Source organism: Mycobacterium sp. URHB0021 (assembly GCF_054057895.1).
Map to the genome: position 1 here is coordinate 5,616,006 of NZ_JBSRZT010000002.1, position 25,830 is coordinate 5,641,835.

Here is a 25,830-nt window from a genome sequence, read left to right on the forward strand (position 1 = left end):
GTTGTCGGCCGAGGGGGCCAACAATCGAGCATCATATTTCATATATCCTCGACCCCCCGGCCGTGAGGCACCCCTGCCAAGGAGGAGCATCTGCCGATGAGCACAGCCGAAGTTAGCGACGACGACTTCCAGGAAATCTTGGCCCAGACTCGTCATTTCGTCCGCACCGCCGTCGTTCCGCGCGAACAAGAGATACTGGCCGGCGACAGAGTGCCTGACGATCTGCGAGACCAGGCGAAGAAGATGGGGCTGTTCGGTTACGCGATTCCCCAGCAGTGGGGTGGCCTGGGACTGGACCTGGCGCAGGACGTCGAGATGGCGATGGAGCTGGGCTACACCTCGCTCGCGCTGCGCTCGATGTTCGGCACCAACAACGGCATCGCGGGACAAGTGCTCGTCGGATTCGGCACCGATGAACAGAAGGCCCGCTGGCTCGAACGAATGGCGACCGGCGACGTCGTCGCTTCGTTCGCGCTGACCGAGCCGGGCGCCGGCTCGAATCCGTCCGGACTGCGAACGAAGGCCGTGCGCGACGGAACCACAGACGAGACATGGATCATCAACGGCCAGAAGCGATTCATCACCAACGCGCCCGTCGCCGATCTGTTCGTCGTCTTTGCGCGCACCAGGCCCGCCGACGACAAGGGGGCGGGCGTCGCCGTCTTTCTGGTGCCCGCCGACACTGCGGGCGTCGAGGTGGGGCCCAAGGATGCCAAGATGGGTCAGGAAGGCGCCTGGACCTCGGATGTGAACTTCACCGACGTGCGCGTCTCGGATTCAGCGCTGGTCGGCGGCAGTGAGGACATCGGCTACCGGGCGGCGATGACCTCTTTGGCCCGGGGGCGGGTCCACATCGCCGCCCTGGCCGTCGGGGCCGCTCAGCGAGCGCTCGACGAGTCCGTCGCCTACGCCGCCATCGCCACGCAAGGCGGCACACCCATCGGCAGCTTCCAATTGGTGCAGGCGATGCTCGCCGACCAGCAGACCGGGGTACTCGCCGGGCGGGCGCTGGTGCGCGATACCGCGCGACAGTGGATCACCGACCATGACCGCAGGATCGCACCGTCGGCGGCCAAGCTCTACTGCACCGAAATGGCCGGCAAGGTGGCCGATCTCGCGGTTCAGATTCACGGTGGCAGCGGTTACATGCGCGAGGTGCCCGTCGAACGGATCTACCGCGACGTCCGGCTGTTGCGGCTATACGAGGGCACCAGCGAGATCCAACGTCTGATCATCGGCTCGAATCTCGTCAAAGCCGCGCAGCGGGAGCAAAAATGAGCGGTCGGCTCACCCGCGAGGTCGCCTTCATTACCGGAGCGGCACGGGGACAGGGGCGCGCACACGCCATCCGAATGGCGGAGGAAGGCGCGGGCATCCTGGCCGTCGAGCTATCTCCATGCGTGTCCTACTATCCCGCGACCTCCGACGACCTCGCCGTGACCGTCAAGCTGGTCCAGGGCACCGGTCGCCGAGTGATCGCCGCGGAGGTCGACATCCTCGACATCCACGGGCTCCGTCAAGCCGTCGATGAGGCGTCACCGTTCTCGGACGGCTCGACATCATCGTGACCAACGCGGGGATCGCGGCGCCGCAGGTCTGGAATGCCATCTCGCCCAAGGACTTTGGCAACGTCATGGACATCAACGTGACTGGAACCTGGAACACGGTGATGGCCGGCGCCCAGAAGATCATCGATGGCGGGCGCGGCGGATCGATCACCTGGGTGGCCGAGCCCCGAACGGATCGCCGACACGGTGTGCTGGCTGGCCAGCGACGAAAACGAAACGTCACTGCCGCGCGGATATCGGTGGATCAGGGCTCGACGCAGTACTGAGCGTCAGTGCCGAATCGACGCCATCGCCGTCAGCACCGAATCGACGCCATCGCCGTCAGCACCGAATCGACGGCACCGCCGTCAGGCGATGAACCGCACGATCGACTCGGCCACCGCCGCCGGCTTGTCGGAACCCTCGATCTCCACCGTCGTCGTCAGCGTCACCTGAACCGCACCCTCGAGCCGATCGACCTTGGCGATCTCAGCGCGCGCCCGGATCTTGGCACCCACCCGCACCGGGGTGATGAACCGCACCTTGTTGTAGCCGTAGTTGATGGCCATCGTGATGTTGTCGACGGTGTACAGCCGCTGGGTGAAGTGCGGCAGCAAAGACAACGTCAGGAGGCCGTGTGCGATGGCGCCGCCGAAGGGGCCAGATGCCGCCCGTTTCGGGTCGACGTGGATCCACTGATGGTCATCGGTGGCGTCGGCAAACACATTGACGCGATCCTGGGTGACCTCCAACCAGTCGGTGGGACCCAGCTGGGCGCCCTGCGCCGCCACGAACTCCTCGAGCCCGCCGAACTTCTTCACGACCTGTCTCCTTAGCCCTGCCCGCTCTAAAACACGACCGTCTGATTGCCGTATCGGATGATGCGATCCTCACAGTGCCACAGCACCGCTCGCGACAGAACTAGGCGTTCAACGTCGGACCCGAGAGGGACCAGATCCTCGACGGTGTGGCGATGATCGACCCGCGCCACGTCCTGTTCGATGATCGGTCCGTCGTCGAGAACCTCCGACACATAGTGCGGTGGCTGGACGAGTTTTACGCCGCGTTCCTTGGCCCGCCGATAGGGCGCTCCGCCAATGAACGCGGGCATAAAAGAATGATGGATATTGATCAGCGGACAGTTAACCTCGGCCAGGAATTCCGGAGTGAGGATCTGCATGTAACGCGCCAGTGCCACTACGTCGACGTTTCCACGCAGCAAATCCATTTTCCGCCGCTCGGCGGCGACGCGAATATTCTTCATCGAGGGCACATGCAAAAAAGGCACCCCGAATGGGCAGACCTGATCGGCTAGATCGGGGTGGTTCGAAATGACCATCATCACCGACATGTCGAGTTCTCCTCGGCGATTGCGCCACAGGAGATCTAGCAGGCAGTGGTCCTCTTGGACACCATGATCGCCACGCGCTTAGGTTTCGACGCCTCGGCGAGCCGGAAGTCCAAGTCGAATTGCGAAGCCACCTGCTCGCGGAAATCATTATTTAACGCATCACGGACCGCCGTTAATCCCGGCAAATGAAAGATTGTGCGCTGCATGAATGTGCCACCGGACTGCGTCGTGGAGTGCTGGTCGAGGGAGATGATGTTTGCTCCGGCGTCAGCGAGGAAACTACTGACGGCGGCCACCAGGCCCGGCCGGTCGGCACAACGCAGCAGGAGACGACCCACATCGCTTGGTGGTAACCGCCTGCCTCCCGCACCCGGGTACTCGCCCCCCACCTGAATCAACGTTCCATCCCCATACCATCACCGTCGGCAAATTATTGCTACTCATCGGTCCGACTGCGCTCGATGCGATGACCACACACGATCGACGCACATAGCCGTTCTATTGACGGCGGTCGCCATATTTGGCAAAGGCCGCGCCCAAGGTCGCGCAATCGATACTTTCATTGGAGCACCGCCGAACCTTGCTTAGCCGCGAAACGCGCGCTATTAGGGAGTCGGCGAAAATTTCTTCTGCGTCGAAGGATAACGCCAGACTCGAGTCTGACAGTGACTGCCACATTCGCCATAAGACGGATCGATCGCATTTGACCAGTAGCGATTATCAACTACGTGATAGCCAAACTGGCCTCGGGCTAGTTCGTCGCGAGTGAACCGGTGATGATTCGAATCGATCGTTAAGACAAGATTTCGCGGCTAGCTGGAATCGGGGGTACTTGGGGCGAGATACTGAACGTCGGGTATTTGCATACCGGCCGGATGCAGGTACACCGCCAGTGCCGAAAAGGCGACGTTGGCCGGCTGCCCGACGGATCGGACACCTATGCACTCTCCCACGCTGGAGGCCGCACACAGCACGCACTTGGGCACTGACCGGACCATCAGCTTCTGGGACCCCGACGCCGAATGTGAACTGGTTATCGGACAACCGTCAGTCGAACGTGACCTGTGGGTCGAGTACGTCGCGGGCGCGCGCCTCAGCTACCGAAAGCATGGGGTGGAGAGCGCGCTCGACACGGCGGAAATCTTCGACTGCGACAACACTGCGCTGTTCTTCGCCGCCATCGACAGGGCAGGGCGAGTGATCGGCGGTGTTCGGGCCAAAGGGCCCTACCGCAACGCTGACGACTCGCACGCTGTCGAAGAGTGGCGTGGCCAACCCGGGCAGGATGCCGTCCGCAAGATGATCGACGATCGAGTGCCCTTCGGGGTAGTGGAGATGAAGACTGCGTGGGTCGCGGACGACCCGAATCGCAACCGCGAGCTGACCACCACGCTGGCGCGGTCCGCATATCCGGCGATGGCGCTTCTCGATTGTCAATTCCTCATGGCGACGGCGGCGACACATGTTTTGGACAGCTGGCGTTCATCAGGCGGCATCGTCGCTTCGAAGATTCCCGCAACGCCTTACCCGGATGCGCGGTACCGGACGAAGATCATGTGGTGGGATCGCAGGACATTCGTAAGCCATGCGGAGCCGCGCCAAGCGGCCAAGATCGTCGCGGAGATGAAACAGCTGACACACATCATGAATGGATACGCCCAGAGCGAGAGCGGTTCGTGAATTCGGAGAACCCCGATGACTGGCACGCAATACTGCTCAACACCGATAATGCGGACGACCACCGCGTACTCACCGAGTTGCAAGCCGACCCACGCATCGAATTCATCGACGGTTGGGCTCAGCGGGATGCCAACAGACGAGGGCTGACGCACAGGCTGGCCGCGGCCGCGAACCGCGCGCCGTCCGGAGGGGACGCACCGCCGTGGTCACTGGAGATCGGTGATGATTCGCTGACGATCCATCTCGTCACCAAGCGCCGATGGACGTGGGCATGCGGGCAGGCGCCGTCGCCGTGGGTGCTGCTGCACCGACTGTCGCCGCCCTATCCAACGTCGCTCGGCGAGTTGCAGACTCGCTTCCGTGCACTGGCGAGTACCGCACCCGGGGAGTCTCAGGCTGGTACCGAGGCTCTTCGACGCTCCGCCGGCATCGGTGCGCAGCCGCCGCCGCAGTTTCTCCCGCAATGGTCACCGGATACGATGATCATTCGATTTCGGAGGCAAAGTGCCAGCCAGTCTTGATTTAGTCGTCACCGCAGTCGCCACCAAATTGATGGGCGTCAACGCGGCGACGGCGACTGATGTCTCTCGGCAGGTCCTGGCGGACCTGATCGAGTACTTCGCCGTCGACGTGAGCTTCCTCAGGCACAACGACCACGAGATCCGAGCGACCAGGCTGATCGCCGAATGGCCGCTGCGTCCCGATATCCCCGATCCCGATCCGCTCGGCGTGATCTACTTCGCCGACGCGGACCCGGTGTTCGCGCTCTGCGAGCACGCCAAGGAACCTCGTGTGTTTCGGCCGGAACCCGCCACAGACGACTATCAACAGCGCATCGAGGAGAGTACGGCGGTGCCCGCCACGTCGCTCGCCGCCGTACCGCTGGTGTCGGGTGACGTCACGACTGGAACACTCGGTTTCGTCAAGTTCGGGGACAGGACCTGGCTGCCCGAGGAACTCAACGCACTCAAGGCCATCGCCACCCTCTTCGCGCAGGTGCAGGCGCGTGTGGGCGCCGAGGAGCAGCTTCGTCACCTCGCCGAGCATGACGATCTGACCGGGCTGTACAACCGCCGTGCGCTGCTGGCGCACCTCGACTCGCGACTGGCCGCGGGGCAGCCGGGCCCCGTCGCCCTGTTGTTCTTCGACCTCGACCGGCTCAAGGCGATCAACGACTATCTCGGCCACACCGCGGGCGACTGGTTCATCCGGGTCCTCGCCGAACGATTGCGGGAAACCGACGAAGGGCCCAGCCTGATCGCACGGCTCGGCGGCGACGAATTCGTCGTTGTGCCCGCAGCGCCGGTAGATGCCGCGAATGCTGAGGCCTTGGCGATCCGGCTGCAGTCCACGCTGTCGGAACGGGTTGCGATCGACGGCGAAATGCTGACCCGCACTGTGAGCATCGGCATAGCGCTCGGCCTCCCGGGCCGCGACACCACCTCCGACCTCCTGCGCCGAGCCGATCAAGCCGTGTTGACGGCCAAGGGTGCAGGCGGAAACAAGGTCGCGGTGTTCTCCGACGACATGTCGCTGAAGAGCGAGTTCCGAAACGACATCGAGCTCCACCTGCAGAGCGTCATCGAAAACGGCTCCCTCGTGCTGCATTACCTGCCTGAGGTGAACATGCGCACGGGCGAGATTCTGGCCGCCGAGGCGCTCGTCCGCTGGCAGCACCCGACACGTGGCCTGCTTTCCCCCGACTCATTCATCGGTGTTGCCGAATCCATAAACCTTGCAGGGGAATTGGGACGGTGGGTGATGCGTGCGGCATGCGCCGAGTTCGCGCGGTGGCATTCCCACGGGGTAGGTCTGGACGCGGTGCTGCGCATCAACGTGTCGCCCGTTCAGCTTGTCACCGACGGCTTCGTCGACACCGTGGCCGGCATCATCGAAGAGTTCGGGCTCGACGGCGGTTCGGTCTGCCTGGAAATCACCGAAAGTGTTGTCGTCCAAGACATCGAGACTACTCGGATAACGCTGGCCGGACTCAAAGAGGTCGGCGTTCAGGTCGCGATCGACGATTTTGGAACCGGCTACAGCGTGCTGTCCCACCTGAAGTCGCTGCCGGTCGATACGCTCAAGATCGACAAAGGCTTCGTCCGCGACTTGGGCTCCAACGCAGGCGATTTGGCGATCGTGAGGGCGATCATCGCGCTCGCAGAAGCGTTCGGCCTACAACTCGTCGCCGAGGGGGTCGAGACTGAAGCGGCGGCCTTGACCCTACTACGGCACGGATGTCAGCGTGCGCAGGGCTTCCTGCTCTCGCGGCCGATCGTGGGCACCGAGATGGAGGCACTATTGGCCAAGGGCCGGATATCCGTTGACTTTTCCGCAGCGCAGCGTCTGTAGCTGACTGCGCGTCTCATGCAGATTGATGTGGAGTGCACGATTCATCGACCGGCACGCTGGAACAGGCTCCTCAGCGAGTGCGTCCGACGTCAACAACTCGACGCGACCGAACCGGCTGGCTTCCCGACCGACCAGGCACACCCGTAGCGGGCTTGCGTCCACAAGTTGCTGCCGCACCGCGCCGTTGACATGCGGCCCGCCCGTGGCCACGACCACGCCGTGCCTGGCGCGGACCGACAGCGGTCCGTCGGATGTGTTGAAGACCGCCCCGATCACGCGACCCTCCTCGAAAACGATGCGCTGCAGCGTGCTGTCCGGATGCGCCTTGATGCCCCGCAGTTGCGCCTGAGTGGAGAGCCAGCTGGCCACCGATCCACCGATGTCATCGGGATCCGGTGTCATCGAACCGATCTCGGCGATCTCGAGTTCGTCGCCATCGCTGGCGGACACCGTGGTCGAATGCCAATCCGACACCCGGGTGTAGAAGTACCCGGACGGTGAGGCGAGGCAACGCGCTGTCCAGTCGCGCAGCCGGGAACCGAAGAACGGCTTGACCGGCCCACCAACGTCGACCGGCACTCGCTCATCTACCACCCTGATCGGCACATCGACGTCCCACTCGGTGCGTGTCAGCGGACCGAGGTCTGATGACAGCGCCGCGAAGTACTCGTTCGTCTCATCGTCGTCAACCTGGACGCCCAACCACGGACGCAGCGGATCGCTTCTGGACCGCACCACGACGGATGCTTGGCTGTCGGCAACGGCCTCGCCCGCGTCAGCAACGAACACCTCGCCGCCGGCGTCCACCACCGATATCGCGCTGGCCAGTCCTGCTACTCCGGAACCCGTGCACACGACGTCGACTTCGTCGTCCCACTTCGCCGATTCGTCCCACTTAAACGTTTCGTCCCACATCACCGTTAATTACCTCGGTATTGCTGGTTGATCGTGCCGAGTTGCCAGGGGGTGCGGCTCCGAGCCATGGGCCGGGAACCGCTGACGGTGCCGAGCACTTTGCCTGCTCAGTTTTGAGCAGGTGCCGACGGACACGGGCGGTGGATGAGGAGGCGTACTCCCGCCGCTCACGTGAAGTTGCCACAGCCCGCGCAGGGATTCGAGGGGGTTTGCCAACGCGGACTATGGCAACGGCATGAAAGTACCACCGACTGATACCCGGTGATAGTGGACTCCTGGTCACTTTAGCGGCCCTGACCTCGCAAGAAGCGGCGTTTGACCCCGCTTCGGGCGTCGGACCAAGAGTCATCACCACCAGTACCTTACATACTTTTCGGCTGTTTTGCAGCCTAAAAGATGACTTAGAGTATCTAGCATCTTCTTTGCCCAGGGAACTGGACGTCTCTCGCGTCAGGAAGGCCGGTCGACCCCCCGATGGTCTCGAGTTCGACACGTCCGTGTTTGCACCCTGCCACTTGCGGCACACGGGTGAAAGAATCAGGTATTGATTAATTTACGGGAGACCCGAATACCGCCCGAACGGCATTCCCGTGGAGATTTCGAGGTCCAGCAGTGACCGAACAACTCGATAGACGAGCGGACGCGACACGGCTACAGATTCTGCGGGCCGCATCGCACCAGTTTGCGCACAAGCCGTACAGCCTGGTCAGCCTCGACGACATACTCGCCGACGCGGAAGTCACCAAAGGCGCGATGTACTTCCATTTCCGGTCGAAGCATGCGCTGGCGTCGGCCATCGTCGAGCACCGAACCGCCGCGGCCCGCCATGCGGTCGATCAGCTACTCGCCCGGCGACTGTCAGGCCTGGAGACTCTGATCGACATCCTGTATCTGGTCGCGACCGAAGACATCGGCGACGAGACCGCACGGGCGGGATTCAACCTGCTCGAATCGATCGGCCGCACCGATGGCCTCCAGTCGAGCGTGCTGGGGAAATGGGTGACGGCTTTCGGGCAGATCCTGCGCAAAGGTGTGAAGGAGGGCGACATCGCCGACGGGGCTGACCCCGACGGCATCGCCAGGCTGCTCGTCGCCATGTACATGGGACTTCGGCAAACGAGCGATCTCACTCGGCCCGACCAGTTCTTTCGCGACTTGGAAATAATGTGGAGCCTTCTATTTCCAGGCTTCGTGAAGCACGACCGCATCGATTATCTAATTCAGTTCATCAAGCGACGCACAGCTGTGGCAATCAAAAAAGCAGCGCCACTGGTGCCATGATTTATGATGCCGTCCAGGCCATCACCACCTGGTGGGGCGACGGAGTTCCCGCGGAGGTATTCGGCCGATGGCGCGTCAGGCCCGTTCCGAGGCCACCCGACGGAAGATCATCGCGTCAGCAGTAGACCTCTTCAATGAGATGGGTTATCGGGCTACCGGATTGGGTGACATCATCGAGCGTGCGGAAATGACCAAAGGCGCGCTCTATTACCACTTTGAATCCAAGGAATCGTTAGCCACCGCGGTCATCGTGGAAAGCAGCGCCACACTCACGCAGGCCTTCAAAACCATCGCCGAGGCGTCGTCCGCGCCCGCGCTGGAAAACCTGATCCACGGGGTGTTCGTCGTCGCAGACCTCATGCGCACCGACAGCATCGTACGGGGCGGACTGCAACTCCTACGGACGCTGGGTGAGTTCAATGACGTGGCCGCCAGCACATACGCTCGCTGGATCGCGGAGATGACTGCACGTGCTTCCAATGCGATCGAAGAGGGTGATCTGCGGAACGAGATCGATCCGAGTGCCCTGGGTGAAACCGTCCTCGTCGCGATGCTCGGCGCTGAACTCCTGTCGAACGCGATGTCCTCCGGAGCGGACGTTCTGGAACGCGTGGCCCGAACATGGGAGGTTCTGCTGCCGGCCATCGTGACCGACGATTCGCTTGCCTACTTCCGCGAGTTCCTCAAGCGCGAGTCCATGCGGCGCGCCGCGACGACACCGGCCGAGTGATATCGGGGTCTACAGTTCCTCGACCCACAACTGTTCGGTCAGGTCCTGGAATGTCGCCAGCGCCACCGGATCGTCGCCACGCAGCAGGGCCGACCGGCTCATCCCGGCACGGACGATGGAACCGTCGTGATGCAGCAGCTCGACGATCGGATTCGCATGTGACCGAACGACAGACACCGCGGGCTGTTCGACAGGGAGGGGTGTGAAAGATCTGCTGGTACTCGAGCGAAGTGACCGCGGCGGCGCTGTAACCGAGCATCTCGGCGAAAGCGGCGTTGGCCAACAGGATGATGCCGTCCTCCGCGACCGCCAGGACGGGGACCGGAAAACGCTCCAGCACCACCAGTGCGGGAAGTTCTTTGAGGAGCGCAATCGGTGTTTGCCTCTCCTGGCCGTCTCGTCGCCGCTCCACGCTCACAATTATCGCCGGTAGGCGATACCCCGTCATCCGGATGTCAACCACGATCTTCCGCTCATTGCCTTAGCCGAAGGCCAGTAGTTCGGCCAGCCCATCGGCAGCTTTCAGGTCGTGCAGCACCGCGAGTTCGGCTCGTCCGCGCTTCACCTCGCGCGTTACGCCGGCCTGATGCGGTCCTAGGTTCGGATCGGAACATCACGCTGGTGTGACGCTCCAGTGCGCGCGCGCCGGTTCCACCTGTCAGCTCGGCGGATCGTAGGGTGTGGACGTGAGCTCGCGTGGATGGATCCTCTTCCTCGCGATGAGCATCATCTGGGGCATTCCCTATCTGATGATCAAGATCGCGGTCGACGGTGTCTCGGTTCCCGTACTCGTGCTCGTTCGGACCGCCGTCGGCGCCGCGGTGCTGTTGCCCCTGGCCTTCTCGCATCGGACAGTCACGATCATTCGTAACCACTGGAAAGCGCTGCTCGGCTTCGCCTTCTTCGAGATCATCGCGGCGTGGTGGCTGCTCTCGGACGCCGAGCGCCACCTGACGAGTTCGATGACCGGTCTGCTCATCGCCGCGTCGCCCATCATCGCCGCCGTCCTGGACCGCTTCACCGGCGGCGAGCGATTGGGCGCCAAACGCATCATCGGCCTGGCCGTCGGCATCTCGGGCGTGGCGGTGCTGGCCGGTCCGCACATCGGCGGCAGCGCGTGGCCGATCATCGAGGTGCTGTTGGTGGCGACGTGCTACGCCATCGCCCCGCTGATCGCCGCGCGCCATCTCGCCGATGTGCCCGCGCTTCCCATGACGGCGGTCTGCCTGGGCTTCGCGGCGCTGGTGTACGCGGCTCCGGCGGCAGCCACATGGCCCGACCAGATGCCGTCCACACGGGTACTCGTGGCGCTGGGTGGGTTGGCGGTGATCTGCACCGCGCTGGCCTTTCTCGTGTTCTTCGCTCTGATCCGTGAAGTCGGCGCGGCACGTGCGCTCGTCTTCACCTACATCAATCCCGCGGTGGCACTGGCGGCCGGCGTCATCGTCCTCCATGAGCCGTTGACGGCATGGAACATCGCCGCCCTGACACTCATCCTCGCCGGCTGCGTCCTCGCGACCCGGCGGCGCCCTGACGAACGAGCCGTCGAGAGCTCAACGGTGTCAACCCAAATAGCTCCGCGGTGATTATTTTGGAGCCGACTTCGTCCTGATACTTCTTCGTCATGTGGTCGATGGCCTGGAATTGCATCTGGGCGAGGTCCTCGCGCGCGTCGCCGGCACGTGTGGCGGCGTCCACGGTCGGCTGCGCCTGTCCGTGGAAGTGCGGCATGACCTCGGCGGCGAAGAGTTCCGCTGACCGCTTCGTCGCGGCCGGGTTCGCCCATTCGTGTCCCATCTGCAGCATGCAGCCGAACAAGCCGGACTGATCCCGCAACCGCTGCATCTGGTCGCGCGCCATTTCTGGCGTCCCGATGACACCGGCACCCGCGTCGTTGATGACGTTGATCATCTCGTCGACCTGATCGCCCGGCATGGTCATCTGCGGGAACGCCGCGACCTTCTGGAAATAGCAGAACCACGGCTGGATTCCGAATCGCACGTCGGCGCGCGCCTGCTCCTCGGTCTCAGCGATGTGCATCGGTCCGACGAGGGTCCAGTTGGCGCGGTCGGCCTGCGTGCCGAACGCGGCGGCCCCTTCTTCGACGATGTCCCAGTGGTAGGCGAGAGCATCGCAGCCGTCGGCGACCAACGTGGCCCCGATCGACAGCAGGCCTATCCCGTGCTTTCCGGCGAGTCGCGCACCGGTCGGAGAGGCGACGGCGGCCACGGCAAGGGGAATCCCGTCGGCGGAGTACGGCGCAAGTTGAAGTCGGGCATCGAACAGTTAGTGCGTGGCGGTTTCGGCCGTCACCGTCTCCCCCGCCAACAGGCGTACGACGATATCCAGGTTGGTGTCCAGAAGCTCGCGGGTATCGGTTGGCGTCAGGCCGATCATTGCGGAGTCGGTGGGCAGCGAGCCGGGACCCATTCCGCCGATGGCGCGGCCATGGGTGAGGTGATCGAGCAACATCAGGCGGTCGGCCACCCACAGCGGGTTGTGGTACGCGAGCGAGATGACTCCGGTGCCGAAGCGAATTCTCTTCGCACGTTCGGCGGCCGCGGCGATGAAGATCTCCGGCGAACTGATGATCTCGCTGCCGGCGGAATGGTGCTCGCCGTACCAGACCTCATCGAAACCCAGAGCGTCGAGGTGCTGGGCGAACTCGAGATCACGCTGCAGAGCGAGCGTCGGATTGGTGCCGGCACGGTGAAACGGTGCAATGAAGTATCCGAACCTCAGCTTGGCCATGGGCGCCTCCTCGCGCTGGAATGTGCGACCCTAACCAGCCGGGCCGCCGTCGGCTACGAATGAATGCTATGGAGACGACCAGCCGAAGCGGCAATGGTGTGCTGGTGCTGCCAGGAGGCAAACCTCGGAGTGAGGCGACATCGCGTCGATGGCACCTGGCCAACCAGCGGATGGCGGTATTCGCCGAAGCGCTCCGACGTCGACTCGACAACGATGCGGAGGTACGGCGAGTTCAGTACCGCCTGCGGGGGTGGAATGGCGATCGACTGAGCGCGCTGCGCGACGCCGAGGTCGAGCTGACGCGAATGCATCGCGATATTCCGGCCGCGCGGATCATCGTCGTCGGTCACTCGATGGGAGGGCGAGTGGCGGCCCACCTGGCCGCCGGTGGAGGTGTCGGGGGCATCATCGCGCTGGCACCCTGGTGGCCGCGGGACGACGCCGATCTGGTGCCGACCGGCTGTCGAATGTTGGTCATGCACGGCACGGCCGACACATGGACCGATCCCCGCTCATCGTCGGCGCAGACACGACGTGCGGCCCTGCGTGGAGTCGATGCGCAATGGGTCCCGGTGCCCGGCGCGGGCCATTACATGATCCGGCGGTGGTCGCACTGGCACCGCCGTCCCGCGGCGTACATCGCCGACCACTTCGCCCGCACTCACCGCGACACGTAGGTCAGCCCAACCGGACGCGTTCCCGTCGATGACCATCAACTCCTTATGGAGTGACGACATTCACTGCAGCAGAGCCGGCCCAGCACTGGCGGCATCCGTTGCGTTGTCCAGCACTGGCGAAGGATCGGGAGAGCGACATGTGCCGCAAGCCGGAGTGCGGACTCGGCCTCAGGGCACAGCGTCGTCAACAATTCGGTCAATCGCTCGCAGCGCTCGCCCGCCCGGTGGTCGAGTAATCGTCGACCCGCCTCGGTGACTGCGACCAACGCGACCCGTCCGTCCTGGGGATCGCTGAGCCTGGCCACGAACCCTGCCGCTCGAGACGCTGAATCAACTGTGTCATCGCCGGTTGGCTTATCCCTTCCGCCGCGGTGAGTGCCGTAAGCCGCGCGGGACCTTCCCGAGTCAGTCGGTTGACGAGAAGCGAAGCCGTAGTACTGAGGCCGTTGCGAGTCGCCAGATAGCAGACCGTCAGATCCGTCGCCACATCGATGACTTCTCCGACGGGGTCGGCCGAGCCGTTGAAGTGGGCCGCTGGCATCGCTCGTCGGCGGCTTCACCTGGGATCAACTGAGGCTTCGCGGTGAATGGCCATTCACAACGGCCGGGGCGCACGTGAGGCGCGTCTGACACGTTATGTACGAGTGCAATGGACATCCGCGACACTGTCGTGCCGGCATGGCTTCCTGCTCGGCACCAAAGGGGTTTGCCCGTCGTTGCCCTGCCCGGTTCCGCGTGATTCTCACAATGTTGTCCGAATACGTCTGTCGCTGAACGCATCACGCGGATGCTTCTGTGCGGTTCGTCACCCTCTGAGCTGCACCGCAGTGTATTTCACACCGTATTCAGGAATACAGCAGCGCAGTGTCGCGTTGAGGAAAACCGTAGGCGCAGCCGATTTAGGAGCAAATTGCCATGACTCGAATCGTTTCTCAATTGTGTGCAGCCGTAGGGGGTTGCGCTGTGGTTGCGGCCGCAGCGATTGGTGCGGTGGCCGTCTTCGACGGTCATGACTCGAACGTCGTTGCGGCACCTACCGGAAATACGAACTCCGCCGGAGCGACTGAAAAGCCCACCAAGGCGCCATCGACACCGGTGGTGTCCATGGCCGTGCCGGCCATCAAGGGGCCCGCGCCGCTTCCCCCGGAAGAGCAGGGACTGCCCGGCTAGTTTGTGATGTCCGGGGACATCGAGGCGGCCCTGAACGCGGCTCGATCCCGGATCGGTCACCCACTGATGACTCCGCCGAGAGCCGTTATACGTGGCGGCGCTGCCGATTTTGTAGCTGGATGCCTCCAGGTTTGTCAGCGAGATACCGGACGATACGTCGGGCCAGCGGTGTGGCGGCGAGGCGGATAGCGCGCAACGGACCTCGGGGAGGTATGCCGTACCCGATGGCGAAAAGTCCGTCGCCGGTATGGGTGGCGAAACCGCCGCGCGGATAGCCGTGCACGTCGAGCGCGCCCAGATGGCCTACCACGCCACGGAGGTCTGTGCTGAAACCGGTGGCGGCGATGACGACGTCGGGGCTCAGCGACTTCTTGTCGGCGAGTAACACGCGGTCGGACCGGATAGCCCTGACCGCGGCGACCACCTCGACTCGCCCCGCACGCACAGCAGCGATGAGTTCGTCTGCGAGCGTAGGGATCCGGCCCCGCTGTTCTACGGTTGCCTTCAGACCGATGGGCGGTTGTCCGAAGCCGTATGCCGTGAGATCACCCACCATGAACCGGTTGACGCGCGAGATCAACGGGTCGATCGCGCTCGCGGGCAACCAGGCGGACAGTTCCATGAACAGATCCGACGGAATCGGTCCGATCGCCCGCCGGACGAGGTGCGGGGGCGTGCGTACTGCCAGCCAAATCCGATTGGCGCCGGCGGCGGCGAGCTGTACGGCGATGTCGGCAGCCGAATTGCCGCCTCCCACCACAAGAACATCACGACCGCAATAGGGCCACGCGTTCGAGAAATCATCCGAATGTATGAGGGTGCCTGCAAAGGTGGCGATTCCCGGCCAAAGAGGAACGGCCGGCGTGCGGTAGCCGCCGGTCGCGAGCACGACCGTCCGAGCCCGCAGGTCCCCGAGCGTCGTTTCGAGTTGCCAGCCGTCATCAGCGCGATCGATGCGATCAACGTCGCAACCGAACCGCAGTTTGATGTTCTGCCGTTGTACGTAGGAGTCGAAATAGCGGACCATGTCCTCCTTGCTGGGCCACCGCCCCGCGGACAGCGGGATGCGCTGGCCCGGCAGGTGTGACAGGTAGGCGCTCGTGTTCAGCCTGAAATTGTCGTAACGCCGGCGCCACGACATCGCGGGCGCGGCTGCGCGGTCGACAACGAGCGCCCGGACGCCATGACGATGGTCGAGTTCACGCGCCACTGCAAGGCCGGCGGGTCCCGCTCCGATGACGATCACGTCGGACCATCCGACAGCTCCTGCGATCATCGGCGTCTCCCTGGCCTCCTGGCGGTGCTCGCCCGGGTGCGAGCCCCTACGCGGGGACGGCCGACGATGACCTTGCCTACCTGTACACGAGCCGACGCGCCGCGGCTCCAGTGCGTTCAACGCCGCACCGACGCTGAATCTGCTCTGCCCGGAAGATGACCTTGATCACGGCGCCGGCTCACCGACCACGGTATGTCTGGTACCTGACGCTGCAACTCGTCGAAAGCCGCGCTGATCTCGCGGCGTGCCAGACCTGCGCCGAAGCAGAAGTGAATGCCGCCGCCGCCGAAAGCGAAGTAAGGGTTCGGCTGCCGTTGGACGTCGAAAGTCCACGGGTCACGACGCGTGCGGCCCCGTCCCACCGCGACTGCATTCCTCGGCAATCTCGACGGAAAAGCGCTGCCGCAGTGCCGAGTACAGCGTCGGCGATGTGGAACACCACGTCGAGAGCGTTGACGAAGTCGTGCTCTCCGCGGGCGCTGGCCGTCGGGGCTCCGCAGCTGTTGCCCGCTTACTTCGCCGAATCGGGCGCAGCAACTCGCTGACACCAAAGCGCTGTCCACCTTGCGGGGACCAGCACTGGCCCTGATGCCGATCTCGTCGACGACGGTTCCTGCCGCGCATACATTCGCGCAACGTCAGGCCCGTACTTTCACCCCGTCGGCACGTGCCGCACGGGTGTCGACCTGCGCGCCGTCGTCGACCCCGGACTGCGGCTGAGGGGGATCGAAGGACTGCGCGTCGTGGACGCGTCCGTGATGCCGATTATTGTCTGCGCGATTCGAACGCCACCGTCCTGGCGACCGCCGAGCGCACAGCGGCACCGATTACCGGCACGAAGGACGAGGACAGGTTCACGCTTTGACTCCTTGACGACGCTCGACCGTCGGCACGATCCACTGCCCCTGCGGAGCGGTTTTGAGTACTTCGGAAATCCCGGCATCGTTGAACGCGGCGACAATGTCGGTCACGCCCTCGGTGAAGTGTGCCCATCCATCCATGTGCGCTGGAATGACTGTTGATGCCTTCAGCACCTCGGCCGCCGCCGCGGCCCTGGCACTCGTGAGAGTCAGGGGACGACCGTTCTGCCTCGCCGCGAGACGAGCGGCGCCGACGAACAGAACGGCAACATCGATCGGACCGCACCGATCGGCGATCTCGGCGACCGCACCGAGTGATGCGTTGTCGCCGCTGAGATACGTCGTGGGGATGCCATCGCCGGCCAACACGAAACCCGTCACCTCACACGTGACATGACCACTGCCATCTCGGTCTCCATCGGCAGGGCCATGTACCGCGGGTACCGCTTGCACCGTGACGGCTCCGGCATCGCCCCGTTTGGGCAATTCCAGCCTTTCCCATACCGCCAGGCCCTTGGCCGGCGGGCCGAGCCGCTGGGCCGCGCCGGGATGCGTCACAACCAGAGGCGCCGACAGCGCGAATCGGCGCCCCGCCTCGTCCAGGTTGTCCAGGTGCTCGTCATGGCTGATCAACACAGCGTCGACCGCGCCGAGAGCCGACACCGGAATAGCAGGGCCGGCCGTCTTGGTGAGGTGACCATGCGGACCTGACGCATCGAACGTGGGATCAATGACGAAGCGTCTGCCCGCGACATCAACCACGGTCGTCGGGCCGCCGAGCACACTCACGCCAAATCGGTGCCGATCCTCGTCCACACTGCTCACACAGGGCCGAACGCGGCTACGACCGGAACCATTCCACCGGCGGCAACGCACCGGCGCCTCGCGTAGCAACTCGCCCATCCGGTGCCGAGATGTCGTCGATGCGAGTTACTGTCAAAGCACTCCGTGAAACTTCGCTGGGCGGTTGTCAAATCCCCAGCATGCAAATAGCGGTAAGGCGCTATCTGTGAGGAAGAAGAATTGAACGATGAAACTCGGCCAACTCCTGTTCGGTGCGACCGCGATTGCCCCCGGCATGGCGTTGACTAGTGCGGCGTCGGCCCTCGCCGGACCTGAACAGGCATGTGTGCGGGCAGACGGGTCACCATGCCCACCGATGCCACCGGGGAGGCGTTCAGGAGCTGCACTGCCGGGGCCCGCTGCCCGACATCAACGCCGCGTGCATGCAGAACCCCATGGTCTGCAGCTGGTTGATCGGCTGAAGGAAGCCCACTCCAATGCCCTGGCCGCCGCATATGCTGAATGCGGCCATCTCGAAGCACCAACCGGCGCGACCAGGTCGCAGCGGTGTCCTAATGAATCGACGTGCGGTGAACTCCGCCGGCGGGTCATCGCTCCGCATGATGCACCGACTGCCTGCTCCGGCTGCTCCACGACAGCACCAGTTATTGACGCCTGCTACAATTTCGCTTTGTGGCTAACGCAGCATTCGTTTGCTGACTCTTCTCCTGTCCACATCTACCTCGATCGGGCGGTCATCCATTGATCTTGTCACGACGACAGGCCGGCAATCCCGACCAGTACTACTGGTTGGCCGCCTTACTCACGACGCGAGAAGCCCACACGAAGGTTCGGCTACTGATCGCCGCGGCGATCGGCGGCCTCGGCTTGGCGCCGCTGGTGGTTATCGCCGAAGCCGGTCCCCACTCCCTGCGAAACAGCTTTCTCGCCGTGTCCGTCACGCTGTGCTGTCTGGCGATGGCGTCGCTGTGGCTGAGGCGGTCGTGGCCGACCAGGCTTGAATCACAAGGATGCGTGGCGCTTGGCGCGGTCTGTATCGCGACGGCATGCCTTATCGAGGCCAACCCCGTCATTGCGGTGCTTGGCGCCACCGCCTTCGCGATCCTGACGGCTTACTGCGCGTTCTTCCACACTGTTCGGCTGCTCGTCTTCGTGTGGGCGGTGGGTGCGGTGACCCTCGTAGTCCTTGCTCTGCGGATCAGTGACAGCAGCTTCGCCTTGGCTGTCGCCGGACCGGGGTTCGTTGCGCTGGTCAGCGTTTTCTGTGCGTTCGTCGCCCGAATGACAATCCGGCTGACGGCCGGCGACCGCCGGCACGACGAATTCGATGAGCTCACCGGCCTGCTCAACGCCGACGCGTTCTACAACGGTGTATCGACACTTATCGGCGCGCGCGAGCGCCACGGCGACCAGTACCTGATGGTGGCGATTGTCACCATCGATGGCTACCCGACGCTGAACAACTCCGATCGCGATCGGGTTCGGGTAGCGGCGGGACAGCAACTCCGTAAGTGTCTCCGGGGCGCCGCCCTTCTTGCGCACGTCGGCGAGGCCGAATATTTGATCGCCGAACTGTTCACGACGTCGGATCCGTCGCCATTCATCAATCGAATCCAAGGCAGACTCGGCGAGCCGCCGGCCCGGTTGATGGCCAGCATCGGCGCCGCCAACGTCGCGCTGCGCCCACTCGCGTCGCATCCGCCGCACGAGGTGCTGGATGAAATCCTCGGCTTTGCGACCGACGCAATGAATGAGGCGCAAGAGGCCGGCGGCAACCAGGTCCGCCTCGTTCTCAATCCCACTCTCAGCATTCTCGATGAGCCCGACAGCAGCTGGCGGGCCGACGATCTCTCGGCATAATGCGACGTCCACTGATACCGGCGTTCACGAAGCCGCACGGCGAAGCATCGTCGCGGGTGACGCGCGATAGCGCTCTTTGCGCAAGGCCACGAAGCGGCTCAGGTTGTTGAACCCCACCGATCGGCCACCGAGGCGGCCACCGATCTGATGTCATCAGGTTCTCGTGGGCCCGGCGCAGTCCGACCTCGCACAGATGCGGCCAGGGCCTTTCCCGCGACTCGTAGCCGCGCTGCGCCTGCGTGATTTCACGACGGTCGGTTGATGTGGGCTGAAGATCCGCGGCGACGGCAGTAGGCTTCGACTCGGCTCCTCGGAGGCATCCCGATGGTTCGACATGGCCGACTCGGCGTTTGGCTCGTGGTACTGATCGCCAACCTGATGCTGGCGATCGCCGCTGCAGCCGCGACCCACATTGTCCTGGATCCTCGCCAATCAGACGGGCGACAGGACGGCTTCCTGGCCTACGGCCGAATCACGGTGGCCATCTCCGGGAGCCATGTGAATACCCCGCAAACCAAGCGATGTATCGCCAACTCCGTTCAGGCGGGCATCGATGTCCGGCAAGGCACTCCGGTGGTCATCAGTCTCGACGGGCGGGCCGTCGGCGGCGGAGATCTGTCCACCGGTGAGTTCGTGCAGGAGATGACACAACGGGCTCACCTCGAATCGTCACGTGCATCTTGTGAGTACAAGTTCTCGGCGCCGGTGACGCGGCCCGGTGACGGCCAATACACCGTGGATATCGGTGAAGCGAAGATCGCCTTCTCGATGGACGATCTGCGCCAGGGCATCGATCTGGGGTTGACGTGACGCAGCGGCAGGCGACGACCATCTATCTCCTCTACGCTCGCGACGTCGCTGTTTCAACCCTGGCTAGCTCTGGCAATACAGCGACCAGACGAACAAGTGGACAACTGTGAAGGAATTCATGTCGCAAACGGCAGAGTCGGACCCCGAGGACCAGCCCCACGAGCCGGCGGAAATCACGTTTGACGAATATCTTCATCCCGCGCGCCCCCGCTCCCTTCGCTTCCGTCCTCGCGTGCGTGCGCCGTTCAGCCGACGATCCCCGACGCGGGACGGCCCCGCCACCGCCGACAATCCGGCGTACGTGTCCTGGCTGCTGAGCCAATCGATGCTGGCCGATGCCAACGAGATCAGCCAGCAATTCTCGGGACAAGGCTCGATGTGGCAAAACCCCTATGCCACGCCTAATCCACGTGGCGCCGTCGAGACGGCCTCCGTGTGGTTCACCGCCTACCCGCTTTCGCTGGTCACCCGCCCCAGCGAATCTTTTCTCAAGGCCATGGCCGACGAGGAGATGTGGAAGGCCTTCGCCGAAATCGGAATCGAGGCGATCCACACCGGCCCCGTGAAGCGTGCAGGGGGCATCACCGGCTGGGAGCAGACACCCAGCGTGGACGGACACTTCGACCGGATCAGCACACAGATCGACCCGGCGTTCGGTACCGAGGAAGAGTTTCGCTCCATGTGTGGCACCGCCAATTGGTACGGCGGGACGATCATCGACGACATCGTGCCGGGCCATACCGGTAAAGGCGCGGACTTTCGCTTGGCCGAGATGAAGTACGCCGACTACCCCGGCATCTACCACATGGTCGAGATCGACCCGCGCGACTGGGAGCATCTTCCCGAAGTGCCGGCCGGGGTCGATTCGATCAACATCGACACCGCGGCCGAGGATTGGCTCGACAAGGCCGGCTACATCATCGGCCGCCTGCAACGCGTCATCTTCTACGCCGAAGGGATCAAGGAGACCAACTGGAGTGTCACCCGCCCGGTATTGGGCCCCGATGGTGTCGAACGTCGCTGGGTCTACCTTCACTATTTCAAGGATGGCCAGCCCTCGATCAATTGGCTGGACCCATCGTTTGCCGGTATGCGACTGGTCATCGGCGACGCTTTGCATTCACTGACCGACCTCGGCACGGGCGGACTTCGTTTGGACGCCAACGGCTTTCTGGGTGCGGAGAAGACTGCCGCGGAAGACAGCACGGCGTGGTCGGAAGGTCATCCGCTATCGGAGGCGGCGAACCACGTGATCGCGAGCATGGTTCGCAAGTTGGGTGGCTTCACTTTCCAGGAGCTCAATCTCACCATCGACGACATTCGTGAAATCGGTGAAGCCGGCGCCGACTTGTCGTACGACTTCATCAATCGGCCTGCTTACCATCACGCACTGGCCACCGCCGACACCGAGTTTCTCCGACTGACTCTGCGCACCACACTGGACCTGGGGGTCGATCCGGCCTCACTCGTACATGCGCTGCAGAACCACGACGAACTGACCTACGAGCTCGTACATTGGTCAACCGGTCACCGCGACGACGTCTATACATACAAGGGCGCGGAGGTTACCGGTGAGTCACTCGGGGAAGCCATCCGTGGGGACCTGCTGGATCGACTCACTGGCGAAAACGCGCCATATAACCTGGTGTTCACCACGAACGGGATCGCCTGCACCACTGCGACAGTCATTGCGGCCACACTCGGCATCACTGACCTGAACGCCATCGGCGATATCGACCGGATCCGGCGCGCGCATCTCTTGCTGGCAATGTTCAATGCCTTGCAGCCGGGTGTATTCGCGCTGTCGGGGTGGGATCTCTGCGGGATGTTGACGCTTCCACCGGCTGACGTCGCAGAGTTGCTGCGGGGCGGGGACACTCGCTGGATTCACCGTGCCGCACATGACCTCATGGGCGTCAACCCCGCCGCAACGCAATCGACGGCGGGCATGCCGCGGGGGAAGAGTCTCTATGGCCCCATACCCGAGCAGATGGGCGACGAGACAAGTTTTCTGCGCCAACTTCAGGCGATACTTCGGGTTCGGTCGCACTACGGTATAGCGACGAGCCGCCAGATCGACATCCCCGAGGTGTCACACCGCGGCATGCTCGTCCTCGTCCACCAACTCGCCGATGAAGGCCGCTATCAACTCACCGTTTTGAACTTCGCCAACGAGGAAGTGGCCGGCACGGTGCGATCCGAGAAGCTTCCGCCACGCGGCGTGGTGTCCGACATGTTCACCGGCAAAGCGCTTGCCACGGTGGATGATCTGCACAGTTTCGCGGTCGAGTTGCCCGCCCATCACGGGATGTCGCTTCTCGTCGAAGCTCCCGTCGAAGATGACGCCTGACAGCCGCACGAGCGGATTCGTCACGCTCCGGCGAGGTGTCGGGACAAGAACTCTCCTGCCGTATCCAAGGCTCGCCGTGCGCTAGCGAGCTGCTCCACGTTGAGCTGGAAGACATGGTGCATGCCCTGCCACACTTCGAGTGTCACCGTCCCGCCGACATTTTCGACGGCGGCAGCGAAGCGCCGCGAGTCGTCGAGCAGGATTTCGTCGGAGCCGACCTGGAGCAGCAGCGGCGGCAATCCATCCGAGATGCCGAACAGCGGTGACGCGCGCGGGTCATCGGGCGAAGCGGATCCCAGATAAGCCGCGGCCGACTCGCGCAGGTACGCGGGATCGAGCAGCGGGTCTCCGATCGCATGTTCGTGCACGCTGGCACCGCTGAGGCTGAGGTCGGTCCACGGCGAGAATGCCACGACGGCAGCCACTTCGAGTCCTATCCGATGCGCGTGGATTGCGGTCGCGAGCGTAAGTCCGCCACCGGCGGAGTCGCCGGCGACGGCGACGGCGGCGTAGTCACGGCTCAGCCGTGTCAGTGTCGCCACGGCCAGGTTCAGCGCATCGGGCAGCTGCGACTCCGGCGCCAACGGATAGTCCAGTGCGAATGCCGCCACCCCCGCACGCGCCGCGAGCTGACTGACCAGACCCGCGTAGGCCGACGTGCTGCCCAGTCCATAGCCGCCACCGTGCAGAAAAAGCAGAACTCGGTCCGGCGCTGCGTCGGCGGGCCGCAGCCAGACACCCGGGCCGGGATCGGCCGCGACGCGCTGAACAGTCACATCCGCGACGATCGGGGTCGCGGCGATGAATCGGTCGTACACGGTGCGGGGCTCGCCCTGCTGGGTGGACCAGAACCGGGCGAACTCAGCCCGCAATGCTCGACCGGCTGGAATATCCTCGGGTTCGATCGGTATAGTGCGCACCACACGCTCCTCAACAATTGCGCTCATCTGGTCATTGGGGAGGTGACCTGGCCCATCAGCGTGGCGAAGGACATGTCCATCGTGGCGTAGTCGGAGACGTTGGCGACGAACCGTTCGTCATCCCGATGGTCTGCCACCACTTGCTGTCGCGTGCGGTGGTGACCGCCACGACGGGCAGAGTGAGGATCTGCGCAGCCCGCGCCAACCCCACCACGTTGTGCTTGAGCTCATTGACGTCGATGTCGTGCACGCCGGTGAACAGTCCGCCTTGGTGGGTCGTCCAGCAACACGGCGGTGTTCTCGCGGGTGAACGGAACCCGGCCCGACGAACTCATTCATCCCTCCCTGCCTCATCTGGTGGTTCTGGAACGACCCGATCGCGTGAGCGTGGTCGGACGGCTACTAGTAAATAGCATTTACTGTCACAAAGCATGACTACTTTCGTAACGCTCATTTGTCAAGCACCACGCGGGCCGTCGAGTCCGGATCCGGGACGACGACCGGTATCGCCGCGTACTGGTGCTCAATGGCGGTTCGAAACCGGACAAGAACCGTCGCAACTCTTGGGCACCGAGGTCACGAGAATGCCGCGTCCGCGGTTGGTCGGCAGCACCAGCCTGGCTCGACGGTCGGCCGGATCGAGGCCTGCGTTACGTGGCCCAGGGCCTCGAGGTCATCGACCATCACGCCGATGAGCAATCGACCTGCCAGCGCGCCAAGGTCTTTGCCGCCGCTCATCATCCGCGCCTCCGCTGTGTCCCGCCGCGGAGGGGCGTCGAATCCACCCACGCCGCAACAAAACTGGACAGTTGCTGTGAGCTGACGGCCGGTTGTCCGCCGAAACCACTGCCGATGGTACGGTTTCAGCATACCGTCCGGACGGTACACTATTGCTCTCTGCAGCCCGGTTCCTTCGTGCGGCTCCCTGCCCGGAATCCAGCGGCCGCCGCGGTGGTTCCCATTGGGACGACCTCGCCGAGGCTGGTCAACGTCGATCGCCCTGGCTGGGCGAACGCGTCTACGTCGCAAAGGAATACACTGTGGGGGCTTATCTAGATCTGCTGCGGATGCCCTCCGTGCTGCGGGTGACCGCCTGGCAACTCTTCGCGCGCCTACCTCAGGGGATGCTGTCCCTCTCCATCCTTCTGCACGTTCACGCCAAGTCCGGGTCCTATGCCCTGGGCGGAACGGTCGTTGCGGGCGTATGCATTGGTGAAGCAATTGCCATGCCCGTGACTGCCCGGCTCACCGGACGTTTCGGCGTCATGCCGGTATTGCTGTCCGCGAGCGCAGTCAATGCCGCCGCCATGGTGGCCCTGGCATTCGCGCCTGCGAACGTGGCGTTGCTGGCACTGTTCGGGACCCTGGCCGGAGCGTCGGTTCCACCGGTGATGCCGGTGGTTCGAGCGCTGTACCCCGAGATGGTTCCGGGCGACGTCGTCGGCGCTTTGTTCGCGCTGGATACCTCGGCGCAGGAACTCATCTGGGTAATCGGACCCGTCGCGGCGACGCTGCTTGCCACCGGTATGACGACAGAGGTGCCGCTGGTGGTGATGGCAGTGATCACTGTCTCCGGAACGGTCGGGTTCCTCACCAATCTCAAGCGGCGTCCGCCGCGGATTGTTCGCAACACCTCGTCATTCGGCCGAGTACTGCTCCAGCGGGAAGTGATTTTGGCAATGTTCGCCAGCCTTGCCCTGGTTTCGTCGTTCATGGCTCTCGAGGTCGGTGTCTTGGCAGATCTGGGTGGCAACGGGGTGGTCGCCGGCGCGGCAATCGCGCTGTCGAGTGTCGGCTCGCTGGTCGGCGGAATCGTCTTCGGGCACCGCAAGCTGGGAATGGTGGGATTACTGGGGATGCTCGCAGTCGTCACCGTGGGGACGGCGCTCACCGGGGTTGTCGACGGACGAGTACTTCAATTCTGCGCACTGTTCGCCGCCGGCGTCGGCTTCGCACCGGCGTTGTCGACGCTCTATCTCATGGTGTCCCGGGGCGTCGAGGAGCACCTGGCCACCGAGACGTTCGGCTGGCTCAACACCGGCGCGCTGGCGGGAGCCGCGATCGGAACGGCGGTTGGTGGCGCCATGACCGATGCGTTCGGTCCCACCGGCGCGTACGGCGCGGGCACCATAATCGCTCTCCTTGCCGGGATCAGCCCGCTCGTCGCACGGGCAACGGGCAAGATTGGTGCGCTCACCAACTGAGATGTCGGGGCGAGGCCCGGCCCGGCATTGAGGTCATCAGAACGGTCCCCCATTAGGCTCGACCAGCGACACACCGCAACCGCAAGCCGCCCGCGAGGCGCACCACGGGAGTCCGAATGGCACCTCCGGATCGGCGAGAGCGCATGCTGGACGCCGCCTCAACGAAACAGTTCTCTCGGGCCGCAGGCATTGACATTGAACGCCGTCTCCGCTGAGGCTGGGGTCTCCAACGGCGGGGTGCTCTACCACTTCGCGAACAAGGGCGATCTGGTCGCCGCATTGGTCGCGCGGC

20 protein-coding genes and 7 pseudogenes are annotated in these 25,830 nt (G+C 63.9%); 16 read left to right on the forward strand and 11 right to left on the reverse strand.

The window, feature by feature from the left end; genetic code table 11:
• The first annotated feature begins 96 nt into the window (after window positions 1-96).
• A complete protein-coding gene (locus tag ACVWWN_RS30105) occupies window positions 97-1,278 on the forward strand; it encodes an acyl-CoA dehydrogenase family protein (RefSeq protein WP_457147124.1) in 1,182 nt (393 codons plus the stop codon).
• Window positions 1,275-1,834 (forward strand): annotated as a pseudogene (locus tag ACVWWN_RS30110) (SDR family NAD(P)-dependent oxidoreductase). The gene ACVWWN_RS30105 and the pseudogene ACVWWN_RS30110 overlap by 4 nt, the downstream one beginning before the upstream one ends.
• 81 nt (window positions 1,835-1,915) lie before the next feature.
• Here the strand turns inward: ACVWWN_RS30110 and ACVWWN_RS30115 are convergent.
• The gene (locus tag ACVWWN_RS30115) at window positions 1,916-2,368 is read right to left on the reverse strand and encodes a MaoC family dehydratase (protein ID WP_457147125.1); all 453 of its coding nucleotides are present in this window, start codon (window positions 2,366-2,368) and stop codon (window positions 1,916-1,918) included.
• Between the two features lie 26 nt (window positions 2,369-2,394).
• Window positions 2,395-3,287, reverse strand: a pseudogene (purU, locus tag ACVWWN_RS30120) (formyltetrahydrofolate deformylase).
• A gap of 550 nt (window positions 3,288-3,837) precedes the next feature.
• Here purU and ACVWWN_RS30125 point away from each other — a divergent pair.
• The 3 genes from ACVWWN_RS30125 to ACVWWN_RS30135 are packed head-to-tail and all read left to right on the forward strand — an operon-like array spanning window position 3,838 to window position 6,930.
• Entirely contained in the window at window positions 3,838-4,578 is a 741-nt protein-coding gene (locus ACVWWN_RS30125; RefSeq protein ID WP_457147126.1) for a hypothetical protein, read from the forward strand.
• Entirely contained in the window at window positions 4,575-5,099 is a 525-nt protein-coding gene (locus tag ACVWWN_RS30130; RefSeq protein WP_457147127.1) for a hypothetical protein, read from the forward strand. The genes ACVWWN_RS30125 and ACVWWN_RS30130 overlap by 4 nt, the downstream gene beginning before the upstream one ends.
• Before the next feature lie 31 nt (window positions 5,100-5,130).
• The gene (locus tag ACVWWN_RS30135; protein WP_457149335.1) at window positions 5,131-6,930 is read left to right on the forward strand and encodes a putative bifunctional diguanylate cyclase/phosphodiesterase; all 1,800 of its coding nucleotides are present in this window, start codon (window positions 5,131-5,133) and stop codon (window positions 6,928-6,930) included.
• Here ACVWWN_RS30135 and ACVWWN_RS30140 read toward each other — a convergent pair.
• Window positions 6,877-7,845 (reverse strand): FAD-binding protein, encoded by a 969-nt coding sequence (locus tag ACVWWN_RS30140; RefSeq protein WP_457149336.1) that lies wholly within the window; start codon window positions 7,843-7,845, stop codon window positions 6,877-6,879. The two genes, ACVWWN_RS30135 and ACVWWN_RS30140, sit on opposite strands and share 54 nt — an antisense overlap.
• A gap of 612 nt (window positions 7,846-8,457) precedes the next feature.
• Between ACVWWN_RS30140 and ACVWWN_RS30145 the strand changes: the two genes are divergently transcribed.
• Both ACVWWN_RS30145 and ACVWWN_RS30150 read left to right on the forward strand, forming a co-directional pair.
• A complete protein-coding gene (locus ACVWWN_RS30145; protein WP_457147128.1) occupies window positions 8,458-9,126 on the forward strand; it encodes a TetR family transcriptional regulator in 669 nt (222 codons plus the stop codon).
• Window positions 9,127-9,193: 67 nt separating this feature from the next.
• On the forward strand, window positions 9,194-9,856 hold the full coding sequence (locus ACVWWN_RS30150) for a ScbR family autoregulator-binding transcription factor (protein ID WP_457147129.1): 663 nt from the start codon (window positions 9,194-9,196) through the stop codon (window positions 9,854-9,856).
• A 9-nt stretch (window positions 9,857-9,865) separates the two neighbouring features.
• Here the strand turns inward: ACVWWN_RS30150 and ACVWWN_RS30155 are convergent.
• A pseudogene (locus ACVWWN_RS30155) lies at window positions 9,866-10,229 on the reverse strand (PAS domain S-box protein).
• 313 nt (window positions 10,230-10,542) lie between these two features.
• Here ACVWWN_RS30155 and ACVWWN_RS30160 point away from each other — a divergent pair.
• Window positions 10,543-11,442 (forward strand): DMT family transporter, encoded by a 900-nt coding sequence (locus ACVWWN_RS30160; protein WP_457147130.1) that lies wholly within the window; start codon window positions 10,543-10,545, stop codon window positions 11,440-11,442.
• 4 nt (window positions 11,443-11,446) lie between these two features.
• Here ACVWWN_RS30160 and ACVWWN_RS30165 read toward each other — a convergent pair.
• Window positions 11,447-12,607 (reverse strand): annotated as a pseudogene (locus tag ACVWWN_RS30165) (LLM class flavin-dependent oxidoreductase); the annotation flags it as partial.
• 68 nt (window positions 12,608-12,675) lie between these two features.
• Here ACVWWN_RS30165 and ACVWWN_RS30170 point away from each other — a divergent pair.
• Together ACVWWN_RS30170 and ACVWWN_RS30175 are read left to right on the forward strand one after the other, a co-directional pair.
• A complete protein-coding gene (locus tag ACVWWN_RS30170; protein WP_457147131.1) occupies window positions 12,676-13,284 on the forward strand; it encodes an alpha/beta fold hydrolase in 609 nt (202 codons plus the stop codon).
• A gap of 963 nt (window positions 13,285-14,247) precedes the next feature.
• A complete protein-coding gene (locus tag ACVWWN_RS30175) occupies window positions 14,248-14,454 on the forward strand; it encodes a hypothetical protein (RefSeq protein WP_457147132.1) in 207 nt (68 codons plus the stop codon).
• A gap of 85 nt (window positions 14,455-14,539) precedes the next feature.
• Here the strand turns inward: ACVWWN_RS30175 and ACVWWN_RS30180 are convergent, their stop codons facing one another.
• Together ACVWWN_RS30180 and ACVWWN_RS30185 are read right to left on the reverse strand one after the other, a co-directional pair.
• Window positions 14,540-15,730 (reverse strand): flavin-containing monooxygenase, encoded by a 1,191-nt coding sequence (locus ACVWWN_RS30180; protein ID WP_457147133.1) that lies wholly within the window; start codon window positions 15,728-15,730, stop codon window positions 14,540-14,542.
• Between the two features lie 116 nt (window positions 15,731-15,846).
• Window positions 15,847-16,068: pseudogene (locus tag ACVWWN_RS30185) on the reverse strand (hypothetical protein); the annotation flags it as partial.
• Window positions 16,069-16,323: 255 nt separating this feature from the next.
• Between ACVWWN_RS30185 and ACVWWN_RS30190 the strand changes: the two are divergent.
• A pseudogene (locus ACVWWN_RS30190) lies at window positions 16,324-16,497 on the forward strand (GMC oxidoreductase); the annotation flags it as partial.
• Between the two features lie 87 nt (window positions 16,498-16,584).
• Here the strand turns inward: ACVWWN_RS30190 and ACVWWN_RS30195 are convergent.
• Both ACVWWN_RS30195 and ACVWWN_RS30200 read right to left on the reverse strand, forming a co-directional pair.
• A complete protein-coding gene (locus ACVWWN_RS30195; RefSeq protein ID WP_457147134.1) occupies window positions 16,585-17,406 on the reverse strand; it encodes an MBL fold metallo-hydrolase in 822 nt (273 codons plus the stop codon).
• Between the two features lie 361 nt (window positions 17,407-17,767).
• Window positions 17,768-17,905: a hypothetical protein gene (locus tag ACVWWN_RS30200; protein WP_457147135.1), complete on the reverse strand. Its 138-nt coding sequence runs from the start codon at window positions 17,903-17,905 to the stop codon at window positions 17,768-17,770.
• 236 nt (window positions 17,906-18,141) lie between these two features.
• Here ACVWWN_RS30200 and ACVWWN_RS30205 point away from each other — a divergent pair, with 236 nt between their 5' ends.
• The 3 genes from ACVWWN_RS30205 to treS all read left to right on the forward strand — a co-directional run bounded on the left by ACVWWN_RS30205 (window position 18,142) and on the right by treS (window position 22,414).
• On the forward strand, window positions 18,142-19,254 hold the full coding sequence (locus tag ACVWWN_RS30205) for a GGDEF domain-containing protein (RefSeq protein ID WP_457147136.1): 1,113 nt from the start codon (window positions 18,142-18,144) through the stop codon (window positions 19,252-19,254).
• A 324-nt stretch (window positions 19,255-19,578) separates the two neighbouring features.
• Complete coding sequence (locus ACVWWN_RS30210; RefSeq protein ID WP_457147137.1) at window positions 19,579-20,064, forward strand: hypothetical protein; 486 nt, start codon at window positions 19,579-19,581, stop codon at window positions 20,062-20,064.
• A 118-nt stretch (window positions 20,065-20,182) separates the two neighbouring features.
• Window positions 20,183-22,414 carry a maltose alpha-D-glucosyltransferase gene (gene treS / locus ACVWWN_RS30215; protein WP_457147138.1) on the forward strand — a complete coding sequence of 744 codons (2,232 nt, stop codon included), beginning with the start codon at window positions 20,183-20,185 and terminating at the stop codon, window positions 22,412-22,414.
• Between the two features lie 20 nt (window positions 22,415-22,434).
• Here the strand turns inward: treS and ACVWWN_RS30220 are convergent, their stop codons facing one another.
• Window positions 22,435-23,361: an alpha/beta hydrolase fold domain-containing protein gene (locus ACVWWN_RS30220; RefSeq protein ID WP_457147139.1), complete on the reverse strand. Its 927-nt coding sequence runs from the start codon at window positions 23,359-23,361 to the stop codon at window positions 22,435-22,437.
• A 549-nt stretch (window positions 23,362-23,910) separates the two neighbouring features.
• Window positions 23,911-24,075: a hypothetical protein gene (locus ACVWWN_RS30225; protein WP_457147140.1), complete on the reverse strand. Its 165-nt coding sequence runs from the start codon at window positions 24,073-24,075 to the stop codon at window positions 23,911-23,913.
• A gap of 299 nt (window positions 24,076-24,374) precedes the next feature.
• Between ACVWWN_RS30225 and ACVWWN_RS30230 the strand changes: the two genes are divergently transcribed.
• Both ACVWWN_RS30230 and ACVWWN_RS30235 read left to right on the forward strand, forming a co-directional pair.
• Window positions 24,375-25,538: an MFS transporter gene (locus tag ACVWWN_RS30230; RefSeq protein WP_457147141.1), complete on the forward strand. Its 1,164-nt coding sequence runs from the start codon at window positions 24,375-24,377 to the stop codon at window positions 25,536-25,538.
• Between the two features lie 189 nt (window positions 25,539-25,727).
• A pseudogene (locus ACVWWN_RS30235) lies at window positions 25,728-25,808 on the forward strand (TetR family transcriptional regulator); the annotation flags it as partial.
• Between the last annotated feature and the right edge of the window lie 22 nt (window positions 25,809-25,830).